The 21,427-nt window shown below is 54.8% G+C and carries 20 protein-coding genes; 6 read left to right on the forward strand and 14 right to left on the reverse strand.

Going from position 1 to position 21,427, the window contains the following annotated elements; all coding sequences use genetic code 11:
• Positions 1-71: 71 nt before the first annotated feature.
• From BLQ82_RS05265 to BLQ82_RS05280, 4 genes are all read right to left on the reverse strand, one after another.
• The gene (locus tag BLQ82_RS05265; RefSeq protein WP_062525142.1) at positions 72-1,769 is read right to left on the reverse strand and encodes a type 2 periplasmic-binding domain-containing protein; all 1,698 of its coding nucleotides are present in this window, start codon (positions 1,767-1,769) and stop codon (positions 72-74) included.
• 129 nt (positions 1,770-1,898) lie between these two features.
• Entirely contained in the window at positions 1,899-2,789 is an 891-nt protein-coding gene (locus tag BLQ82_RS05270; RefSeq protein ID WP_062525141.1) for a carbohydrate ABC transporter permease, read from the reverse strand.
• Between the two features lie 16 nt (positions 2,790-2,805).
• A complete protein-coding gene (locus BLQ82_RS05275; protein ID WP_062525317.1) occupies positions 2,806-3,753 on the reverse strand; it encodes an ABC transporter permease in 948 nt (315 codons plus the stop codon).
• Positions 3,754-4,123: 370 nt separating this feature from the next.
• Entirely contained in the window at positions 4,124-4,456 is a 333-nt protein-coding gene (locus BLQ82_RS05280) for a hypothetical protein (protein WP_062525140.1), read from the reverse strand.
• Positions 4,457-4,968: 512 nt separating this feature from the next.
• Here BLQ82_RS05280 and BLQ82_RS05285 point away from each other — a divergent pair.
• Positions 4,969-6,480 carry a serine hydrolase gene (locus BLQ82_RS05285; RefSeq protein WP_062525138.1) on the forward strand — a complete coding sequence of 504 codons (1,512 nt, stop codon included), beginning with the start codon at positions 4,969-4,971 and terminating at the stop codon, positions 6,478-6,480.
• Between the two features lie 29 nt (positions 6,481-6,509).
• Here the strand turns inward: BLQ82_RS05285 and BLQ82_RS05290 are convergent, their stop codons facing one another.
• The 4 genes from BLQ82_RS05290 to BLQ82_RS05305 all read right to left on the reverse strand — a co-directional run bounded on the left by BLQ82_RS05290 (position 6,510) and on the right by BLQ82_RS05305 (position 12,783).
• Complete coding sequence (locus BLQ82_RS05290; protein ID WP_062525136.1) at positions 6,510-9,749, reverse strand: hypothetical protein; 3,240 nt, start codon at positions 9,747-9,749, stop codon at positions 6,510-6,512.
• Between the two features lie 50 nt (positions 9,750-9,799).
• Positions 9,800-11,146 (reverse strand): glycoside hydrolase family 30 protein, encoded by a 1,347-nt coding sequence (locus BLQ82_RS05295; RefSeq protein ID WP_062525135.1) that lies wholly within the window; start codon positions 11,144-11,146, stop codon positions 9,800-9,802.
• Between the two features lie 83 nt (positions 11,147-11,229).
• Positions 11,230-12,246 carry a LacI family DNA-binding transcriptional regulator gene (locus tag BLQ82_RS05300; protein ID WP_062525133.1) on the reverse strand — a complete coding sequence of 339 codons (1,017 nt, stop codon included), beginning with the start codon at positions 12,244-12,246 and terminating at the stop codon, positions 11,230-11,232.
• Between the two features lie 54 nt (positions 12,247-12,300).
• Complete coding sequence (locus BLQ82_RS05305) at positions 12,301-12,783, reverse strand: hypothetical protein (protein ID WP_074647954.1); 483 nt, start codon at positions 12,781-12,783, stop codon at positions 12,301-12,303.
• Positions 12,784-12,986: 203 nt separating this feature from the next.
• Here BLQ82_RS05305 and BLQ82_RS05310 point away from each other — a divergent pair, with 203 nt between their 5' ends.
• Together BLQ82_RS05310 and BLQ82_RS31250 are read left to right on the forward strand one after the other, a co-directional pair.
• On the forward strand, positions 12,987-13,700 hold the full coding sequence (locus BLQ82_RS05310; RefSeq protein WP_244280703.1) for an HNH endonuclease: 714 nt from the start codon (positions 12,987-12,989) through the stop codon (positions 13,698-13,700).
• Positions 13,649-13,993 (forward strand): hypothetical protein, encoded by a 345-nt coding sequence (locus BLQ82_RS31250; RefSeq protein ID WP_143013347.1) that lies wholly within the window; start codon positions 13,649-13,651, stop codon positions 13,991-13,993. The genes BLQ82_RS05310 and BLQ82_RS31250 overlap by 52 nt, the downstream gene beginning before the upstream one ends.
• 2 nt (positions 13,994-13,995) lie before the next feature.
• Here BLQ82_RS31250 and BLQ82_RS05315 read toward each other — a convergent pair whose 3' ends face one another.
• A complete protein-coding gene (locus tag BLQ82_RS05315; RefSeq protein WP_062525131.1) occupies positions 13,996-14,187 on the reverse strand; it encodes a YwbE family protein in 192 nt (63 codons plus the stop codon).
• 69 nt (positions 14,188-14,256) lie between these two features.
• Here BLQ82_RS05315 and BLQ82_RS05320 point away from each other — a divergent pair, with 69 nt between their 5' ends.
• A complete protein-coding gene (locus BLQ82_RS05320; protein WP_062525129.1) occupies positions 14,257-14,559 on the forward strand; it encodes a hypothetical protein in 303 nt (100 codons plus the stop codon).
• A 51-nt stretch (positions 14,560-14,610) separates the two neighbouring features.
• Here the strand turns inward: BLQ82_RS05320 and sdaAA are convergent, their stop codons facing one another.
• The 4 genes from sdaAA to BLQ82_RS05340 form a co-directional block, all read right to left on the reverse strand.
• Entirely contained in the window at positions 14,611-15,489 is an 879-nt protein-coding gene (gene sdaAA, locus BLQ82_RS05325) for an L-serine ammonia-lyase, iron-sulfur-dependent, subunit alpha (protein ID WP_062525128.1), read from the reverse strand.
• Positions 15,486-16,196, reverse strand: coding sequence for an L-serine ammonia-lyase, iron-sulfur-dependent subunit beta (gene sdaAB, locus BLQ82_RS05330; protein WP_062525126.1), 711 nt, complete (start codon positions 16,194-16,196; stop codon positions 15,486-15,488). Before sdaAB ends, sdaAA begins: the two co-directional genes overlap by 4 nt.
• 95 nt (positions 16,197-16,291) lie before the next feature.
• Positions 16,292-16,711: a GNAT family N-acetyltransferase gene (locus BLQ82_RS05335; protein ID WP_062525124.1), complete on the reverse strand. Its 420-nt coding sequence runs from the start codon at positions 16,709-16,711 to the stop codon at positions 16,292-16,294.
• Positions 16,712-16,734: 23 nt separating this feature from the next.
• Positions 16,735-17,310: a DUF4269 domain-containing protein gene (locus BLQ82_RS05340; RefSeq protein WP_062525311.1), complete on the reverse strand. Its 576-nt coding sequence runs from the start codon at positions 17,308-17,310 to the stop codon at positions 16,735-16,737.
• A gap of 453 nt (positions 17,311-17,763) precedes the next feature.
• On the opposite strand from BLQ82_RS05340, the gene BLQ82_RS05345 reads away from it, so the two are divergent.
• Together BLQ82_RS05345 and BLQ82_RS05350 are read left to right on the forward strand one after the other, a co-directional pair.
• On the forward strand, positions 17,764-18,663 hold the full coding sequence (locus BLQ82_RS05345; protein ID WP_062525123.1) for an SDR family oxidoreductase: 900 nt from the start codon (positions 17,764-17,766) through the stop codon (positions 18,661-18,663).
• A gap of 38 nt (positions 18,664-18,701) precedes the next feature.
• Positions 18,702-19,157 carry a hypothetical protein gene (locus BLQ82_RS05350; RefSeq protein ID WP_062525121.1) on the forward strand — a complete coding sequence of 152 codons (456 nt, stop codon included), beginning with the start codon at positions 18,702-18,704 and terminating at the stop codon, positions 19,155-19,157.
• A gap of 117 nt (positions 19,158-19,274) precedes the next feature.
• On the opposite strand, the gene BLQ82_RS05355 is transcribed toward BLQ82_RS05350, so the two are convergent.
• A complete protein-coding gene (locus tag BLQ82_RS05355) occupies positions 19,275-21,188 on the reverse strand; it encodes a bifunctional ADP-dependent NAD(P)H-hydrate dehydratase/NAD(P)H-hydrate epimerase (protein ID WP_074647897.1) in 1,914 nt (637 codons plus the stop codon).
• Positions 21,189-21,427 lie beyond the last annotated feature (239 nt).

Genomic DNA, 21,427 nt, shown 5'->3' on the forward strand with positions numbered 1-21,427 from the left:
TACATCCTTATATTTGAAGAAAATAACCCAAAAGCCCGCGGTTAGCGGGCAATTGGGCAACTGTATAGAAGTTACATTCCGAGTTTCTTTTTGTTCTCTTCATATTTCGTCTGGCGGTAAGCGTCGAAGGTCGCCTGGCCTTCTTTTTCCTTCTTCGCCAGATAGTCGCTCCAGAGCTTATCGAACTCGGCATCGGAGGACGCCATCAGCAGCTTCGGCAGCGTTTTACCGCGCAAGTTTTTGAGCTTGGTGGCAATAATGCCTTCAGGCGAATTGCCTGTAGGATCAATTTGCTGGAATTCGGAAGTGTTTTTAGCTTTACCGCGGGTCCAGTCTTCCAGCTGTTTGAACGGCTCAACAGACTTCGGCGCCCATTGGTCGGTGATATTCGTGTTTTGCAGCATCCAGAACGTGAAGGACGAACCGTATTTCTTGTCAAATGCCGCGCGGTCCTTGTTCATCAGATCAAAAGCCTCAGGAAGAAACTGGTCTTTGCCGTCAATTGTATCATAGCTGACCCCTTTTTCGCCCAGGTAAAGATCCTTATTGCCTTCTTCACTGTTCAGGTAGCTGAGGAATTTAATCGCACGGGCTTTATCCTTAACATCCTTGGAGATCAGGGTTACGGTCCAGCCCGCGATGCTCGGGCCGTTCAGCGCCGGAGGGTCCAGCTTGGTATTGGCAGGTCCGTCTACAGCGATATAGGTTTGTTCCGGATTTTTCTGGTAAATGGTGCCGAGCTGCGAAGCAAAGTCAGTGCGTTGATACAGCATGGCGAAATAGCGGCCCTGCGCAATTTTTTCTTCCATTTGAGCGCGTTTGTCAATGAAAATATCCTTGGCCAGCAGCCCGTCCTGGTTAGCCTGGCGGAGTGTTTTCATCCAGCGTACATATTCAGGATCGGTTTCGCGGTCATAGACCTTGCCATCCTTTTCCCAAGGAATGTTCAGGAAGTTCTGAATATAGCCTTCCAGCGAGTCGTTTCCGTTCTCAGTGAACTCATGCAGACCGAGCGGAATAATCGGCTGGCCGTTGATCTCAGGGTATTTCTCTTTGGCCAGCTTCAGCGCATTCAGGAAACCTTCCGGAGTACGCATGTCGGGACTGCCGATCGCTTCGTAAATATCCTTACGGACTACAAAGGTCTGGTTGGAGACATAGTTGTCGCCGTATTTTTTATAATCAGCAGGAGAGGAAGAGGAGTTCGGATAGCCGTATACATTGCCGTCCGGCTGCGTATACCAGCCCAGCTTGTCGGCATCCGACACCTTGAAGAAGTAAGGATCATATTCTTCAGCCAGCTTGTTCAGCGGCAGCACCAGCTCGCCTTCAATCATCTTCTTGATCGCATCTTCCCAGAAGCCCAGCGTAATGAAGTCAGGCAGCTTGCCGGAAGCAATCAGCGTGTTGAGCTTCTCATTCTCATTTCCTGCGGGAACGATGAAGTTGATGTTCACACCTGTCTTTTTCGTTACATATTGGGAGGTAGGATCTACACCCCATTTATTCGGAAACCAGGCGAAGTTCAGATACCAGTCAAACGTAATCGGTGAGGTGTCGCTTTTCCAGCCCGGCTCATCCGCCGAGACTGCTGACGCTGCCGGTTCTGCCGGTGCTTTGGTAGCCTCTGCCGCATTGGTTGCGCCCCCCGTGTTATCCTTGCCATTGTTCCCGGCATTATTGCCGCTTGAACAGCCCGCTGCCGAGAATGCCAGCATCAGCCCCAAGAGCAGCAGTACCATTGCTTTTGGCTTGCGTTTCATGCCCATGCTTATTTACCCCTTTTCTAAGATTGTAGTAAATTATAAGCTCAACTCCGTCACCCGCATGTGTCCAAGCACCGGAGGAGTTACCTGGTTGTACCTTCGCTTGACCTTTGCTTGCTCCAGAACCAAACCTCAGCCCTTGATTGAGCCAATCATCATGCCCTTCACGAAATAGCGCTGCAGGAACGGATAGACGAACACAATCGGGAGCGTGGTGACCACCATCGTCGCCAGTTTGATGGACTGCGAGGTCACGCTTTTGGTAAGGCTGCTGCCCTGGACGGCCACCATCATCTGGTTGGAGCTGGACTGGGCCACCACCCGGAAGAGATAGGTCTGAATCGGCTGCAGATCCGGATTATTGACGTAGATAATGCCGGCAAAATAATCATTCCACTGATACACACCATGGAAGAGGGCAATCGTGGCAATAACCGGCATGGATACCGGAAGCACGACCCGCAGGAAGATGGACCAGTCATTGGCTCCGTCAATCCGTGCGGCCTCCTCCAGCCCCTCGGGAATCTCCCGGAAGAAGGTCATGAAGATAATGAGATCGAAGAAGCTGAACATTACCGGAATGATATAGACCAGGAAGTTATCCAGCAGATGCAGGTCCCTGTTCAGCAGAAAGGTCGGAATCAGCCCACCGTTGAAGAATAAGGTAATCGTGCCAAGCAGGATATAGAACTTGCCGCCGATCAGCCCTTTGCGCGACAGCGCATAAGCCACCATCGCCGTGAAGAACACATGCACGAGTACACCGAGCGCCGTTTTGGCTACCGTAACCCCCATGGCCTGCATGATCCCGGGGCTTGCGAATACCGCATCGAAATTTTTCAGGCTGAACACACGCGGCCACCAGTAAATCCCGCCCAGCATAGCGTCATTTCCGTCATTGAAGGCATTGATCAGCACGTACCAGATCGGGTAGAGCGTCAGAAAACAGACACACAGCATAATCAGATTGTTGACGATATCGAACAGGGCCTCGCCCTTCGTCTTGCGTTTGAGAGCAAACATACTAAGTCCTCCTTGTCTAGAACAGCGACGTATCGTTGATTTTTTTGGATACCTGATTGGCAATCAGCAGCAGAATCAGTGCAATGACCGCCTTGATCAGAGTGACCGCTGCAGAGTAGGAGAAGCGGTTTGAGACAATCCCTGTATAGTAGATGTAGTAGTCGATTACATTGCTGGCGCTGTCGTTAAGGGAGTTGCGCAGGACCAGGATCTGGTCAAAGTTGGAGTTCAGCACGCCGCTGACAGCCAGAATGAACAGGATGCTGATCGTCGATTTAATCGCCGGCAGGGTGACAAACCACATTTTCTGAAACCGCCCGGCTCCGTCGATGGTTGCGGCTTCATACATTTCTGGAGAAACCCCTGAGATGGCTGCCAGGTAGATGATTGCGGACCAGCCAAGCTCCTTCCAAATATCGGAGGAAATAATGATGGTCCAGAAATAGCTCGGCTCGGCGAGATACGTAATCGGCTGATCGATCAGATGGAGCGACAGCAGAATATTGTTCACAATCCCCACATCCGCCAGCCAGGTGGCGAGAATTCCGCCCAGCACTACCCAGGAGAGGAAATGCGGCAGATATGAGATTGTCTGGATGGCTTTTTTGTACCTTAAGGAACGGATCTCGTTCAGGAAAAGGGCGAAAATAATCGGCAGCGGAAATCCGATCAACAGCTTGATCAAGCTGATGCCCAGCGTATTCTTAATGACATTGACCAAATCCTCGTCATCCAGGAACTCCCTGAAATGCGTCAGCCCCACCCAGGGCGCTTCGGCAATCGATTTCACGATGTTGTAGTCCTTAAAGGAGATAATCAGCCCGTACATCGGAATATAGTTGAAAATAATCATCCAGACCACGCCGAGCAGGGCCATCGTCTGTAAATGGCGCTGGGCCAGCAGCCGCCTCCATAGCGGACTTTTCGGACCTGAACCGGTTTCGATTTTTGGCGAAAAATTCATCGCCGGATTTGCTTCGGTGCTGCTTTTGTTCTCCATCATATGGCCTCCAAAATCTATCTCTGTTTTTACTTTGAAGCGCTTACAGCTCTATGTGTTTATTGTATAGGCTTTCAGTCTGGGGTGTAAGGGCCGAGATTTCGTATTTGGGGGCTGATTTTTCGGCTATAGGATTTGAAGTAAAGTGCGGCTGGGACGGTGAAAGCCGTGACTGCGGGGAATGTTTGGACTTCCGGTCGCTGTTGTATCCAGATTTCTTTGATTTATGCCGCTACTAAGCGGATGAAATCCGGATACAAAGGCGAACGCTGCCGCTCCTACAGTTCCAAACTCCCCCTCCGTCACTCCCACCTCTTCAGGTTGGACTTTAAGTTCAAATGATATAGAAAATCAGGCGGGTGCTTGAAGGGCAAGGGGAGGCCTGTGCAGCCTCCCCTTGCCTGTTTTCGCACCCATGCTGCCGAATCCGCCTCGCTTTGCCGGGCTTCAGTGATTCGATTGCCACCTGTGCTCCGGCGGCTTCTATAGCTTTGGTGACTGTGGTAATTCCGGCAGCTTCAACAACTTCGGTTGCTTCAGTAACTTCCGTAACTTCATCAACTTCGGTGGCTCCAGTAACTTCGGTGGCTCGATCAACTTCGCTGGCTCCAACAAATTCCGTGACTCCAGTAACTTCCGTGGCTTCAACAACTTCGGTGGGTACCACGCGTTCTCACCTTGGCATTCTCACCTGGGCCTTCTCGCGGCGGCTCTGGTCCCTAACCCGCTCATCTTACTAAGTGGAAAAAGTATCACTAATTCTCAAGATTCAGCTTCGGATCCTCTTATGTGGGAAAAAGTAGACTTAATTCCAAGCCCAAAACAAGAAATCGAGGAAATAGAGCGAATTAAGCTTACTTTTTCCACCTAAATACCCAATTACCTCAAAAAAAGTACAAATTAAGTTCCCTTTTTCCACCTAACTCTGAAACTTAACGGGTTGGCCCATTTGAACAAATTAGTTGGTGAAACTCTGAATAAATTGAGTGTGAAGGCACCAGCGGCTTATAGCCCTCAGAGCAAACTATCCGTAAAACGGGTGGTTTGGATTTGCATGCAGAGGTACATGTAAGATTAATTTAAGATTCACGAAAGATAGCTGAAAGATTGAAGGGATATCTTTGATTCATACGTCAAACAGGAAAATTAAGACAAGATCAGGAGAAGAGGTAGAGAGAAATGAAAGGAACTACTTGCCCTAAAATTCAAACCCTAATGATCATACTGTTGATGATCGCAGGCAGCGTACTGCCCTTGCTGCAACCGGGGACGGCCCATGCGGAAGCAGCTCCACATGCTGTAGACACGGCCCGGATTGATAATTTTGTTGAATCGATGCTGGAGAAGCTGGATGTTCCCGGCATGGCGGTCGGCATTGTGAAGGGAGACCAGATCGTTTACACCCAGGGATATGGACATTCGGGTCCGGATGGACAGCCTGTTACACCGCAAACGCCCTTTATACTGGGCTCCAGCTCCAAATCGTTTACGGCGCTGGCCATCATGCAGTTGGTTGAGCAAGGAAAGATTGATCTGAATGCACCGGTGCAGCGTTATTTGCCGGAATTTGAGCTTGAAGACAAGGAAGCGTCCAAAACCATTCTGGTCCGGCATTTGTTGAATCATAGCAGCGGAATATCCACTCGTCATGGCCGGACAGCTTTTACCAACACGGCATCTACTATTGATGAACTCATACATGGGCTAAAAAACACACCCTTAACCGAGCCGGTTGGCACCCAGTATCAATATTCTAATGCCAATTACGATATTCTGGGCGGAATTATCCAGGCCGTTTCCGGCAAGTCTTATGCAGAATATATACAGGACCACGTGTATTCTCCTCTGGACATGAAGAACAGCTATACTTCTACATCTGAGGCGAAAAAACACGGGTTGGCCACAGGATACAAGTCCATCTTTGGTTTTATGGCCCCTTTTGAGCAGCCGGACAACCCGTCTATGCTCGCATCCGCCTATCTGATTTCAAGCGCAGAAGATATGAGCCATTATTTAGTTGCTCAACTCAATGGCGGAAAGTTCCACGATATCAGCGTGGCTGCCACGGAAAGTGTTGCACAGATGCATCAGCCGGCCATAAAAGACCCTGCCACCGGCGGTGAATATGGCATGGGCTGGGAAATCGCTCATGGTGTTGTTCAGCATGCGGGTGATGTTGAAAGCTTTCACGCCGATATGAAGCTGGACGGGGACATAGGTGTTGTGGTATTAATGAATGCCCATGATTATGCGGTCCGCGCCTTTAAGCTAGGCATGGTTGCTGACGGAATTCTTGAAATTATGCATGGACGGGAGCCGGTGGATGATGCGGGAAGCATTACCGGCACCTATGTTCTGATTGATGTGATTAGTGCGGCATTGATGATTATGCTGGGAGTGTCGGTTTTTAATCTGTTTAAACGCAAGAAAAGCTTTAGACTTACCCCGCTGCGAATCATCCTGTTTGCGTTCTGCCTGGTTTTGTTTAATGTAGTGCTGCCAATTGCTGTTTTATACGGCTTTAGCCATACTTTTGCTCCATGGAGTGTGGTGTTCTCCTTTCTGCCCGGACTTGGACATCTCGCGTTTGTCCTGAGTATTCTTTCACTCGTGATCGGGGCTGCCAAGCTGATTGTACTGGTGCATGGTCTGCGTCTGCACAGAATGAAGGAGAGCGGGAACACGATTTAAAATTTTCACTAAGCATTCCCGCATTACTTCTATTCCAGCACCGCCCGGATTTCGGCGATGTCCCCCCGGCGCAGCGCCTCAGCCTCAGCACCGCGCAGCAGCGCACCGGAAATACGGCTTACGGTGCCATCACAGTAGGCCAGCGTCAGGCTCTGGATTAACGCCCCTCCCTGACCGAAGGTGTCCAGATGGCGGGGGTTGTGGTAAGTTACCTTGGTGTGGCCCAGGAAGGTGAAGGACACCTCTCCCTGCTCATCAAACAGCCAGCCCGGGAGCGCCGGGGCAAAGGACATGGCCAATTCCCCGTCAATGACCGAGAACACATGGCTTCCGGCCATCATCGTCCGCCACATGCTCAAGAACTCTGCAGTGGAACCGCTAAGTCTGGCGACAAAACCTCTTCCGTGCGTCTCCGGGTCCGGATTGCCGCCTGTAGCGATGAAGGAGGAATTCTCCAGCGTGCTCCGCCCATAGACTTCCGGGTCCAGGAAGGGGATAAGCGAGGTTTTCAGCTCCCCGCAAAACTCCTCATACAGTCCCATTTTCAGCAGTGCCAGCAAATATTTGTAGGACATATGCAGGAAGTTCGACTCCCGCTCCAGCCAGCCCGGTGTGAAGGCACGAATCCGCCCGATCTCATTGGATTCCCCATCCAAGCTGACCGATGTCCGGTACATCGACGTAACCGGATCATACAGCTCCGTTTGCTTAATCCGGTTGTAAATTTCCCGCGCCTCGCCCGGGCTGTCGAGCGTTTTCAGCCAGCGGGCCGGCCCTTCCAGGAAGTGCGGCAGCGCAAAGGCTTCGAATTCCTCCACTACCGCTTTGGGCAGTCCGTAGCCGCTGAATACCGGCTGTCCGTTCTCATCGGTCACCGCCTGAAACCGCGTCGCTTCAAAGCGGAAATAGGTCGGAGCCAGCCCCCCGCCCATCTCTACAGCAAGGCTGATACCGGTATCAAGCTTGCGCAGGAACCGGCCAAGCGCCTCACGAATCAACGCAAAGGCTACCGGCTGTTCCTCCCCGGTGATGCCGAAGCGTATACGTTCCCGGTAGAGCTCACGTGCGGATGCTACGGTATGCCAATAGTCAAACTGCGCAATCTCCCCGGCCAATATGGCGGTTGTGGCGCTGTGCACCTGCTCAAGCAGCAGAGACATTTCGGCCGGAAGTTTAACGGCTGCTCCTGCAGCTTCAATCCCGTTCCCGCCACTCTCCAGAACCTCCAGCAGAAAGACGATCATCCGCTTCAGCTCAAATGTCTCGCTCATGCCTGAACCGAATAACCCCGGCAGGCCGTTCATGGCGTCGTTCCAGCCCGGCTTGTTGCCCTCCATCTCCACGCCCATGCCATACGGGTCAAGTGTGGCAAATTTATTCAGAGTGAGAGACAGCATCTTCACGAACAGACTGGTGCGGTAGATGTCTCCGTGACCGCCTTCCGTACGGAGCCAGTGCGTCTCCGAAGCCTTCCGCTTCAGCCGGTGCAGCTTCTCTTCATCCTCCAGCAGGGCACCGTACTGCCGGACCTTGCCGTCACTCAGCACATATTTCTCACTGCGCGGCAGCACGTAGGCCGGGCTGTCGTAGAACGAATAGGTCTCATCTCCGAAGAGCAGCTCCTGCCTGCGTTCAGGGAAAATATCCAGATACCCCTCCACCAGATCGAGGTTGTAGGTCCAGTGATCGGACCAGAAACCTTCCCCGAAGGCGGCTTCGATGTTCTGCTGCGACAGGGCCAGCACTCCGCTCAGGAATTCCTGCTCTCCTGCCTTCAGCGTGACGCCATGGTCGGCAATGTAATTGATCAGCCGTCCGGGAGTGAAACGGCCTGCACAGAGCTTCACCAGTTCCTCCTGGTGATCGGCAGCCGCCGTGTGAATCCATTCCGCAAGCTGCGGCGCCTTGCCCGGCAGGATTTCAAAGGTCGTTCCCTGCACACTCAGCGGATTGTAGCCATCCGCCTGGATCAGGCTGTAGAACATCTTGATATTGAAGCTGCCGACCCGGGGATTGAAGAATACATCATTGCGCCGGTTCTGGTTCATGTCGCGGAAATTCCCGTTTCCCTGGGAGTAATATTCCGGCGCCAGCGAGAAAAAGTTGTAGTCACGCTCCATGTCTCCATGCTTGCGCGAGAAGAGATGCACGACAGCGCCTTCTCCCCCGTTGTCGAATATGAATGGATAACCGCCGCGCAGGAAATTGTCCAGATAGGACTGCCGGCAGTACGCATCAAATATAGGCGAGGCGGTACGGGTTGCAATGTCCTCCGTCAGCCCGTCGGTCAGGCTGGCCACCTCCAGGGCTTTGGACGTAATGTATTCATCACGGCAGAGGGCTTCCGCTTTGCGGTTGATTTTATCAATGTCGTTCACATGCCCAATAATGGTGTTCAGGATCAGCTTGCCGCCCGGAGCGAGTATCCGCGCCACGCCGCTGAAGCCGCAGGGAACCTTGTTGACGGGGTATTGGGGCTGTGCAAGCAGCTCTGCCAGCTGCAGACCGGCAAAACGCTCCGGAAAACCAAGCGAAGTATTGCCTCCAAATACCGTCTCGAAGTCCACAATCGGTGCCGTCCGCTCTCCTTCTGCCGTAAACGACAGATAGAAATGGCCGCTGCGGATTTCGCTGACCTGCGCATCATCATTCGTGCTGGAGCGCAGCTTGTAGAACGGAATTCCGTTCTCCAGATTGTATACCTCCATCCAGCTGCGCAGCAGGTTGCCGATTTCCTTATACCCGCTGTTCTCCACACCGTACGGCAGGATCTCCGGCAGACCGTCCAGCATTTCAAGCTCAAGCTCCCGGCCTCCCACATTCTCAAGCTCCACACGCCGGACCAGTGCCGCATAGTCATCACCAGGCAAATTGAAGTAGTGGACGGTTGTCTTAAGTCCATACCCGGCGTGGGATTCCTCGATGGTCAGCCCGTTCGGCAGAATCGTCATCTTGCGCTTCGCCTCAGGATCAGGCCGTGCCGACTGGAACGGCTCATACATTTCCGGGACACCCTTTATTTTGATAAACGTGCGGAAGCCGGAAGAGGCTACGTTCTTATAGGAGATGTTCGCCGGAGAAAATTCCATGATCGGCGAGTTTTTGTCACGCACCCCAAAGCTGCAAATTCCCTGGCCCCGGTTCACATAGAAGGTCCACATCGGAATTCCCTTCAATCCGGCAAGGCCGGGCAAAAAACTGGCGAAAGGCTTGCCCTCATGAAACTGCTCGATTACAAAGTTACCGGAATCAAAATAATAATGGCTCATAAACCTGCCTCCTAAAAAATATGTTAAATTCTGATCATTCCCGCAATTCCTCAGCACATCTGTGAAATAACATGTGTTGCAATAGAGTGCGGCGGCAGCTCACATTCGGCCAGCTCATCACCCAGCCCCAGAGTTATGCTGCGCACATTCTCGCCCTCATTCATAAGCACTACAGCGAGGCTGCCGTCCGGATTGCGGAATGCCGTGGACAGAACACCCTCAGCAGCAGATTCCAGTCCAATGCGCACAGCGCCCGGAGCAATAAATTTGCTGAAATGCCCAATGTAGTAATAGGAACTGTTGTAATGAACCTCATCGGAAGTCGTATCTGCAATCACCGGAGCATCACAGAAATTGCCCACATGATTCGGCCCTCCGGTTTCGTCCAGCACCAGATTCCAGTCCAGGTAGCCTTCCGTCCAGGCGTTCAAATCCCCGATCATATTCCGCCCGTAACGTTCACCGGTGAACCATTCACCCAGCCGCACACCGCCCTCCTGGCAGCCTTCCGTGAACAGCAGATGCTTTTCCGGGAAAAGCTCATGCACCTTCGCCACCTTGTCAAACTCCTCACCGCCATACCAGTGAATGCCTGTGCCCCAGACATAGCGGGCCGCCTCAGGATCGGACAACACGGTTGAGGCGCGTTCGACCATAATATCGCGGTTGTGGTCCCAGATGACAATGTTCACATCCGCCATACCGGCCTCATGCAGCACAGGGCCCAGATGGTTTTTGACAAAATCCCGCTCCTCCTCCGCGCTGTACACACAGGAATCCCAGGTCTGAACAGCTGCCGGCTCATTCTGCACCGAGACAGCCCAGACCGGTATGCCCTCCCTGCGGTAAGCTTCAATAAATTTCGTGTAATACCGCGCCCATGCATTCGCGTATTCCGGCTTCAGCGAACCGCCATGGTTCATCTCACCGTTGGTCTTCATCCAGGCCGGGGGACTCCAGGGGGAAGCGAGCATTGTAAGCGGGCCGCCTTTGACGTCCATTGCGTCTTTAATCAGCGGAATCACCCACTTATGGTCATGGGAAATATCAAAGGTCGCCAGCGCTGAATCTCCATCCTGCACATAGGTATAATTGCCGAGCGCGAAATCACAGCTGTGGATGTGCACACGCCCCATGCTGTAGTTCAATCCTTCCTCCGGGTGAAAATAACGCCGGATCACCTCTGCCCGTTTCCCGGGGCTCATCCGTGACAGCGTGTAGGCCGCAGCTTCCGTAAAAGCGCCGCCAAACCCAAGCATTTGCTGGAACTCCCGTTCCGGCAGCAACTGCACATCGGCCTTCTCCCCGGTGTTGCGGGTACTGAAAACAATGCCTTCTCTCGGGCTTAGACGCTCCCCCGTATCCTTGGCGGTAATTACTGTACGAGCTTTTGTCATTTCAGCCATCTCCTTTATGCTATATCATAATCGAAACCGGTTTCGATTATTTCGAAAAAAAATGCGCGCCCGGCAGAACCGTCTTATGCTCTGCCCGGCGGCGCGCAGGACTCCCGCACAACCACTTCAACAGGAAGCATCAGTGCTTCCTTGTCTTGCCCTTTGCCGTCGATGGAGGCGATAAGAATCTCAGCCGCCCGTGTCCCGAGCATCTCCGTATCCTGCCGGATGGTCGTGAGCGCGGGGGATACATATGCAGCAAGCTCGATATCATCATAGCCGATCACCGAAATATCTGACGGAACGGACAAGCCTTTGTCTTTGGCTGCCATCACCGCGCCGAGTGCCAGCAGGTCACCCGAAGCAAACACAGCCGTCGGACACTCCGGCAGTTCAAGCAGCTTCAGCATGGCATCATAGCCGCTTTCTCTGGAGAAAAAAGCGCCTTCGGCAATATAGCCGTCCGGCACGCCAAGGCCCAGCTCCTCCATGGCCGCTATGTACCCCAGCTCCCGCTCGCTTCCCGGAAAGGAGTTCCCGCCTCCAGAAATGTGGCCGATTCTCCGGTGCCCCAACGACGCCAGGTAATTAACCGCCAGCAGTGCTCCCGCCCTGTTATCCGAGCAGACCGTATGCGACTGCGGCGTATCATAATCCAGAATAACCGTGGGAATATCACTTTCCAGCAGCTCCAGGAAGTAAGGGTCGTTATAATCGGACAGGAATACCACAACCCCGTCCACCCCGCGAATCCGGCAATTCTCCAGATAACCGCTCTGCTTGCCGCCGACATCCTTGGAAATGAACATCAGCGCATAGCCTTTGGCTACCGCAACCTGCTTGAAGCTCTCAATCACCGCGCTGAAAAATGGATGGCGGATACCCGCCCCGGTCCCCTCCACAAACAGCACACCGATGGTCCATGACTTCTTGGTCGTCAAGGTACGGGCGTGCGCGTTGGGCAGATACCCCATTTCCTGGGCCGTCCGCAGGATTTCCTGGCGTGTCTTCTCCCGCACATCGGAATAATTGTTGAACGCCTTGGAAACCGTGGTTGGCGAGTAGCCGGTTTTTTTGGCAATATCATAAATTGTTGTCAATCCGGTTCACTCCCGCCGGCCCACAATGAAAGCCCTTTTATATTCACTGCCATTCTAACGCCTTTGGGCGCCGCCGTCCAGCACAAAATATCTCTGCACCGAAGGCAGCAGCGTAACAATCTGTATCAGCATTCCAAGGCTCATATAGCAAATATGGATCAAAGAAACGGTGTTCAGCATATACGTCTGGACCATGATCCAAATAATCTGCCCGAAGCCAATGTACAGGGAGAGGGACCATGCGCTTTGCAGCGTTTTGAACGGAGTCAGCGCAGCCGCCCATGTCCACTTCGGTTTCTTGACCAGGCCATACAGCACCAGCAAGGGCAGCAAGCCAAAGATCACCAGCAGCAGCAAGCCCGGGACTACAAAATTCACAAAAGGAGATCTTTCCAGTATAGAAGCTGGCATTCCGATCATTTCTCCGCTGGGATCGGCCAGCAGCGTCAGCCCTCCCGCTATCGCTCCAAACCCCAAAAAAGCCTGAAGAATATACAAACAAATGACGGCCCCCGGCCTCTTCTTATGTTTCTCCATTCCTGCTCCCCCATTCTCAAAAAAAGATAGCTTGGAGCGTCCCATGATCCGGCATCCGTAAGCCTCATAAGTAAAGCTTACAGGTTTTCCCGCCTGCCTGCCAAGACAGATGTCACAAATCAGGAGACAATCTGCTTATTCCGGCCGCTGTGTGAACCCCTGCGCTTTGCGCTATACTAAAGTTACCATAAAAAAAGAAGGGAATGGACTGGCGTGCTGCATGCGTCCTTCCAAATACGCTTATGACCGATACCAATCTGCCATTATCCAAACAATGTGCTTACTGCAAGCAATATAAACCGCTCACCGAATTCCGCAGACGCACGGGCAAGCGCTCCAAGGGCCAGTCGCGCCGGGGCGCCTGCCGGGAATGCCGCAAGCTGCGCGAGGCCGGGAATGCCCAGATGCAGCTGCAAGTAAAAGGGGCCCCGGCCTTCAAGGAAGCCAAGACGCCCCATACCTCAACCGGAAGCAAGGGGAAGACGTGCCCGCGCGCAGCCGATCCCCGGCGGAAGGCTCCGCAGCTGCGGGGTCCGAAGCCTGATCCGCAGGATGCCTCGGCCCTGGTTCCGTCCGCCAAAGGTATGATTCTGATGCGCGGCCACAGCGACAAGGGCCGCCGCTGGCATCAGGAAATTGATCTTGAGCTTGCAGTGACGCTCGTCAAAGAGCATGCCGCCCTGGTTGTGAACCGCCGTACGATCCGCCGCCTGTACAGCAACAAGGATTTCCGGGCCTACATTCTAACGAGGGACAATTATACCTGCCATTTCTGCGGCTTGTACGGCGACACCATTGACCATCTGCTGCCGCGCGCCAAAGGCGGCCACACCACGCCGGACAATTGCGTCTGCGCTTGTAATCTATGCAACCAGACCAAGGCCGACCAGTATGTGGAGGAATTTATGGGGCGGTAACCCGCGGGAAGAGCGAATCTGCCGGCGGCTCTATCAACAACGGCATTTCTGCCGTTGTTCCAGCTCAAATCAGTCGGCGGCCCTCCAACAACAGCATTTCTGCCGTTGTTTCTGCTCAATTCACCCGGCAGCTCTCCAACAACGGCATTTCTGCCGTTGTTCCTGCCCAATTCACTCGGCGGCTCTCCAACAACGGCATTTCTGCCGTTGTCGAAGCCCAACCCGTAAAAAAAGCGCTCCCGGTTCAGGGTGCTGTTCTGGAGACCAGCACCCTGAACCGGGAGCGTTTTTGAAATTACGTAATATGCTTGACCCTTCCGACTTGACCGTCAGCCAGCCGCACCTTGATCCCGTGCGGATGGCGGGGCGAGTTGGTGAGAATGTCTTTGACCACGCCATGCGTAAGTTTGCCTGTAGACTGGTCCTGCTTCAGCACAATATCCACCTCAAGTCCGGGGCGGATATCCGCTCTGACTTGCCCGTTCATGATGCACTCCCCCTTTCTTAAGTTATAATGGAGTTACTATCACGGATTAAGGATAAGGATGAGACAACAATGGCCTTCGGAATTAACAGAGAAGAATTAACCCGCTGGAAGCAGGCAGTTTCCGCAGGCGAGATTGCTTTCCTGACACATTATTGGCTGGACTCGCGTTTCCCGGGGATGACCACAGTAACCAAAGTCGGCTGCAGCGATCTCTCCCGGCTGAGAAGCTGGTGCGAGCAGAATGGGCTGCCGGCCCAGTACATTCATAACCGCGAGCCCTTTCCCCATTTTGATCTCATGGGACCGAAGCAACCGGAAATTCTCCGGCAGGAGGGGCAATGGGAGCAGCTTGAAAGGTTCCATATGCTCTAACCCGCGGATCAGCAAAATTACGCCGATGCCAGAAAACATAAAGACCGCAGGCTATTTCTTGCTGCGCAGATCCTTCATAATCTTCCGTCCGGTCGGGGTCTGGGCCAGTCCGCCCCCGGCTGTCTCCCGGTGCTTCTCGGGCATGGCCGAGCCAACCTCCAGCATGACTTTGATAACCTCGTCGGATGGAATCACGCTGCGCACCCCGGCCAGCGCCATATCGGCGGCGGCCAGCGCCGTAACGGCACCGAAGCCGTTGCGCACGATGCAGGGAATTTCCACAAGTCCGCCTACAGGATCACAGATCAGTCCAAGTGTATTTTTGAGCGCGAGGCCAACGGCATGAACGGCCTGTGCCGGCGTACCGCCGCGCAGCTCGGTGAGTGCTCCCGCCGCCATCCCGATGGCCGAACCCACCTCAGCCTGGCAGCCTCCCTCCGCTCCGGAAACAAATGAATTATTGGCAATAACATACCCTATCGCTCCTGCGGCGAAGAGGCCGGATACCATGTAGTCATCCTCCCAGCCGAAACGCTCCTGGCAGCTCAAAAACACGCCGGGAATAATTCCGCAGGAGCCTGCTGTCGGCGTGGCAATAATGCGGCCCATGGACGCATTGACCTCCGATACAGCCAGCGCATAAGCCATGGCCTGGCCGGCAGGTCCGCCCAGACAAGGCTCATCTGCGGCATTATAAGACGCAACCCGCTGGGCATCCAGGCCTGTCAGACCACTGCGCGAGGTCGTATCCTCTGTCATGCCGCGGTGTACAGCTTCCTTCATTACCCCGTAATACTGGCTCATGGTGGCGAATTCCTGTTCTTTGGAACGACCGGATTCCCCGCTCTGCTCCTCCAGCATCAACGCGCCGATGCCCATTCCCCGCTCCTCACATAATACAGCCAGCTGGCTTAAGGTTTGAAAATTCATGGTGTGTTGTCCTTCCCTTTTAGTTCTTGCGCGGATTCATTCAGATCCACCACTTTGACGGATTTGACGGCGGACAGAGCCTTCAGCTCATACAGCAGCTCCGGCGTCGCCGCCTCATCCAGCTCCAGCACTGTAAGAGCCGCACCACTGCGATTTTTTCGGTCAAGCGACATGTGTCCAATATTGAACTGGCCTTTGCGCATCACATCTGTAACACTGGCCAGCACCCCAAGGTAGTCCATATGCTGAATCAGCACCGTCGGGTACATTCCTGTAAGCTTCACTCCAAAGCCGTCAATATCCACAATTTCAATATTCCCGCCGCCGATAGATATTCCTGTAAGTGTCAGTTCCGTCCCTGTCTGCGCTCCAACCAGACGCAAGCGTACCGTATTGGGATGAGGGAACAGGCCTGTTCCTTGACCGAAGGAAATCTCCATCCCGGCCTCGGCGGCCAGTTCTATGGAATCAGGCAGCCGGGAATCATCCGTAGCGAAGTCCAGCAGGCCCCCGGCAATTGCCCGGTCCGTGCCGTGCCCTTGATACGTAGCGGCAAAAGAACCGAAGAAAGTCACCTCGGCCTCACGCGCAGGCTCACCCAGCACCTGCCGGGCAGCCCTTCCGATCCTTGCTGCGCCTGCTGTATGCGAGCTGGAAGGTCCAACCATGGCCGGGCCAATAATTGAGAATACATCTTTGAACCGCATTGTTCAGATCTCCACCTATCAAAATTCGACAATATACTTTTCCATTATATTATACTGCAGCTGCGTAAAAGCTACACCATAACATTGTCTGTTACTTAAAAGGTATTACTGGAGAACAGGACAATACCGTCACGTTCCTCCCAGCCGATGCGTGTCCAGAAGCTACGGCCGGGGGCATTGCTCTCAATGACCATCAAATGACATTTTTCAATCCCTTCCTGGAGCAGACTGGCCAAGCAGCGTGATACCAGCTCACGGCCAACGCCCTTGCCACGGCCGTCTTCGCTGACAGCAACATGATAAATATACCCTCTGCGCCCGTCATGCCCGCACATTGCTGTGCCGGCAAGCGTGTTGTCCCCGTTCAGCGCTACCTGGCTCATTCCCGGATTGCGCTCCAGATAGCGGAGTATTTCTTCCCGGGAGTCCGCCCCGCTGAGGTTCATCCCTTCGGTATTCTCCCATAACTGATAGGCGGCTTCGTAATCATCGGCAGTCATCGGTCTGTAATTCATAGTTTCCTCTCCAATTCCGTTGTTTATATGTATCGTTGAGCCCGTCTGCACACAGCATGGAATTCCTCCGAATTAAGCCTGCCAAGTGACAGCATTTCCTCATAGGGATCACCTTCGAGCTTCAGCAGCTTGGCAAATGCGGGCTCTGTCTTCATGCCGCCGGACTTCAGGGAGCGGATATTCTCTGCGAAGCCGGGTCCGAGCAGCTTTAATACTCGCCTCTCTACCTGCATATGCAGCCAGGCATTTTGTTTCTCCGTGGCCAAGGGCTGTCCAAACAACTCAATCGGCCAGCCGCCAGTCCGGAAATTAATTTTGGTGCGGACCATATCCCTTACTGTACGGGTTACCGCATAAAATCCCTCCAGCTGGCCGAAATGATATCGGGCCGCTTCGATAAAACGCTTGGGGTCCTGCACTTCACAAATAATATCCAGGTCGCTGCCTTCCACCTGAATCCCCAAGGGTACTGTTCCTGCAAGCCGCGGATGATATTCTGCCAGCAGCTCCATGATGCGCAGCTCCCGCAATAATTGCCAGACCTCTCTCAACACTGCATTTCCCGTTTCATCCTCATCATGACCCAATCCGCTGTTCATTTCCAGCACGCTTCACCTCCTGTCTGCTAATTTTATGAACAGAGCTAGTCATCCTTAGTGGGAAAAAGGTTCACTAATCGGACTAACTCGGCTTATGGGCCAGCCTATGTTGGAAAAAGTACCACTAATTCGGCTGAAAGTGACCGTAAGGGATGAATATGCACGAATTAGGTGCCCAAAATCCAACTAAAACCTTCTGCAGCCAGGGTTTCAGTGAATTAGTTTTACTTTTTTCACTTAGCTCTAGCTCCTGTTGAGCCTCCTTGCGCTCCCCAAGTTTCAAGTTCCCCAATTCAACTCATATACATTTAATTTTCTCCATATCCAGCAACTTTAGATATGCATGTCCGGCAGACACAGGCTGTATAGCGGGGATAGGAGGGGGCGCACGCTTTTCTGGGCTCATGCATAAAAATATACAGAATCACAGAATGCACCTGAGGAGTGTCGCTAATGAATCCTGTATATCCCTATTACGGAGATCGTACGGTCTGCCGCGTGCAGCCTATAGCCTTTCCCCCACAGCATCAGGACCGCCAGCCGGGACTGGAGAGTCTGATGCAGCCCCGGCCAATCAGCGAAAACCCGGACAGCCGCGGCAGCGGAAAGCTGGACGGCAAGGTTGCGCTCATTACCGGCGGAGACAGCGGGATCGGGAAAGCCGCTGCGATTGCTTTTGCCAAAGAAGGTGCGGATGTCGCCATTGCCTACCTCTACGAGGTGTCCGATGCCGAAGCCACACAGCGGCGTATTGAAGAGCTGGGACAGCGCTGCCTGCGGATTCAGACCGACTTACGGTATAAAGCGAACTGTTTCCAGGCGGTGGAGCATACCGTACGGACCTTTGGCAAACTGGATATCCTGGTCAACAATCACGGGGTACAGTATCCGCAGCAGAGCCTTCTGGATATCTCGGAGGAGCAGTTGTACGAGACGTACCGCACGAATATTTTTCCGTTCTTTTTCCTGACACAGGCCGCACTCCCGCATTTGTGCGCAGGGGCTTCCATCATTAACACCGCATCCATAACCGCATACCAAGGCCATAAGGAGCTCATTGATTATTCATCCACCAAAGGCGCTATTGTCACGTTCACCCGCTCCCTCTCCCTGTCGCTTGCCGACAGCGGAATCCGGGTCAACAGCGTGGCTCCCGGTCCGGTGTGGACCCCGCTGATTCCGTCCAGCTTCTCCGCCGAGGAAGTCAGTGTGTTCGGTACCGATACCCCCTTCAAGCGGGCCGCCCAGCCCTATGAGCTGGCTGGAGCCTATGTCTATTTGGCCGGACCCGATTCCACCTACGTTACCGGAACCTGCATTCATGTTAACGGAGGGGACATGGTGACCAGCTGACCGGCCGCCGTGTTCACTTCCCTGAAAGGATGTTATTCATGAACAAATTGAAGGATTATGATCTTCCATCCGTGAGGCTTAGTGCAGGAATGTATGCACTGACAAAGCTGTCTGCTGCCGGTCTGACATTTATGCTCGTTTCCCTGGCCATGCTCGCATTCCCGCATACCGATGGTGTACCGGAGGGCTGGCCGGCCTCGGTGCCTTATGCCATCTATGCCTACGGGCTGCCGGCCGCCCTGGTATCGGATGCCCTGCTGCGCGTGTTCCGCTTCGCTTCGCTCACCCCGGCCCTTGTGCTGTACGCAGCCTGCGGCTATGGCGCTGGCGTATGGCTGGCCGCGGAGCAGGGCGGGGACGCTGTGACCTGCGGTATCGCCGGGATTTTTGCATTGCTCCTGTTCCGGCTTGCGCAGCTGGCCGGAGAACGGCAGCCGCTCCTGCTTCCGGTATTCGCCCTGTTTGTCCCGCTGATCTGCCTGGTATTGTTCTGACCAGTGCTTATGGTGCAGGAAACTGCCGCTTGGCTGCGTTGTGTGTTACGGACTAAAGGTGAGGTAGGATACAACGTTTGCACTTCATAAGTATAACTGCGCCCTGCGCCTCCGGAATCACAGCGCCTCGATAATATCCCCGGCGATCAATGCCGACGGATCATGGCGCTGGCGGGCAGCCCGTTCCCCGGCCAGGCCGTGCAGATAGACGCCAAAGGCCGCTGCCTGTGCGGCATTGAGCCCTTGCGCAAGCAATCCCGCAATGATGCCGGTCAGCACATCGCCCGCACCGCCCGTTCCCATGCCCGGATGGCCCGTGATATTCACATAAGCCTCTCCTTCAGGAGTTGCGACCACCGTATGAGCCCCCTTCAGCACAAGGGTTACCCCGTGCTCCCGGGCATAAGCCAGCGCCAGACCGATCCGGTCTCTCTGCACCTCAGCCGTAGATATTCCGGCCAGCCGGGCCATTTCCCCCGGATGGGGCGTCAGGATCACCGGATGGCGGCGGCTTGTCCAGGAGCTGTAATCACTGTCGGCCAGCATATTCAGCGCATCGGCATCGATAACCATTGGAGCATCGATGCCTTCCCACAGCGCGCGCAGCCACTCCTGATCGCCCGGAAACCGTCCAAGCCCGGGTCCCACAGCAGTGACATCTCTGCCAGTGCTTAGCCGCAGCACTTCTGCGGCAGTCCCGGCGCTCCAAGTGCCATTCTCACCACCGGCGGCTGCCAGCATCAGCTCCGGAGCTGCGCCGATGACATAGGGCAGCAGCATCGAAGGCAGCGCCCAGGTCACCAGGCCGCAGCCTGCGCGGAGGGCGGCGCGGGCTGCGAGCAGGCCCGCCCCGCTCATGCTAAGGCTTCCCGCCGCCAGCAGGACATGCCCGTAGGTGCCCTTGTGGCCCTCGGGCGAACGGCGGCGCGACACGTCGACCTGCAGACGTGTCCGCAGCACCTCCGGCGTCAGCAGGCTCGCCGGGACGCCGCCCTCCCGGGCCAAAGCAGCGGGGATGCCGATGGAGCGGACCACCACCTGCCCGGCGTTGCCCGCGCCGGGATATTGCAGCAGCCCGCGTTTGAGGAACGCGAGGCAGACCGTCACCGCCGCATGAATGCACGGCTTATGCGTCTGGCCCGTGTCCGCATCCAGCCTGCTGGGGATGTCTGCGGACACAACGGGTTTGCCGCTGCCATTCGCAGCGGCAATCAGCTCCGCATAGGCACCGCGCGGGGCGCCCGCGCTGCCGGTGCCGAGCAGCGCATCCAGGATGCCGCTGCATGCGGCAAAGTCCACCCGGTCCCGGCCGTAGACTACGGCGGGCAGGCCCATAGCTGCAGCGGCATCGCGCTGCAGGGCGGCTTCGCCGGCCAGCGACTCCGGCGCGGCCGCGTACACCAGCGTGACGGCGATGCCCGCCTCACGCAGATGCCTGGCGGCGGCGATGCCGTCGCCGCCGTTATTGCCTTTGCCGACGAGGACGAGCCAATGCTCGGCGCCGGCACGCCCCAAGGTCAGCGCAGCATCGCCGCTGACCGTGAAGCCGGGCGGCTTGATCCCCGGGCCGCCGCCTGTGCCCTGCGTTCCATCTGGTCCGTACACCCTGCCGGCCCACGCTCCATCTGGTCCGTACACTCCGTCGCCCCACGCTCCATCTGGTCCGTACACCCTGCCGGCCCACGCTCCATCTGGTCCGTACACCCTGCCGACCCACGTTCCATCTGGTCCGTACACTCCGTCGCCCCGCGTTCCGCCTGGACTGTACGCTCCGCCGTCCGGGCTTCTGTCCAGTGCGCCAGCCTCAGTGCGCCCCGGCTGACGCGCACCCCCGTCTTGGACTGTTCTGCTTGTTCCAAGTGTCCATGCAGCAGAGGTATCAGCTCCGCCAAATCTGCGGCGGCACAGCTTAATGATCTCCTCCGCAATGGCCCTGCCTGCATTTTCCATCAGCGCTACCGCCGGGATGCCCAGCCGCTCAATCGTCTGGCGGTCCAGCTCCCGCATATCCTGCGCAGTCACTATATACATTAGCCCAGCCCCCTTAGTTGATTCGATTGTACTTGGTACAGGGGGCTCAAGCAAATCCTGTATCCTCCGAATCTGCACTATCACAACGGCACCCCTGCCACTCATTTACCCGATTGTCCGAAACTCCTCACACCGAATATAAAACTCCGAATATTCCAAGGGATCTACTGCCCTATTACCCAGCAGAAGCGGCTTCGCCGTCTTTTACAGGGACGGTATCGTTTCAGCGGGAAATATAC

Source organism: Paenibacillus jilunlii, assembly GCF_900102965.1.
Taxonomy (GTDB): domain Bacteria; phylum Bacillota; class Bacilli; order Paenibacillales; family Paenibacillaceae; genus Paenibacillus_AQ; species Paenibacillus_AQ jilunlii.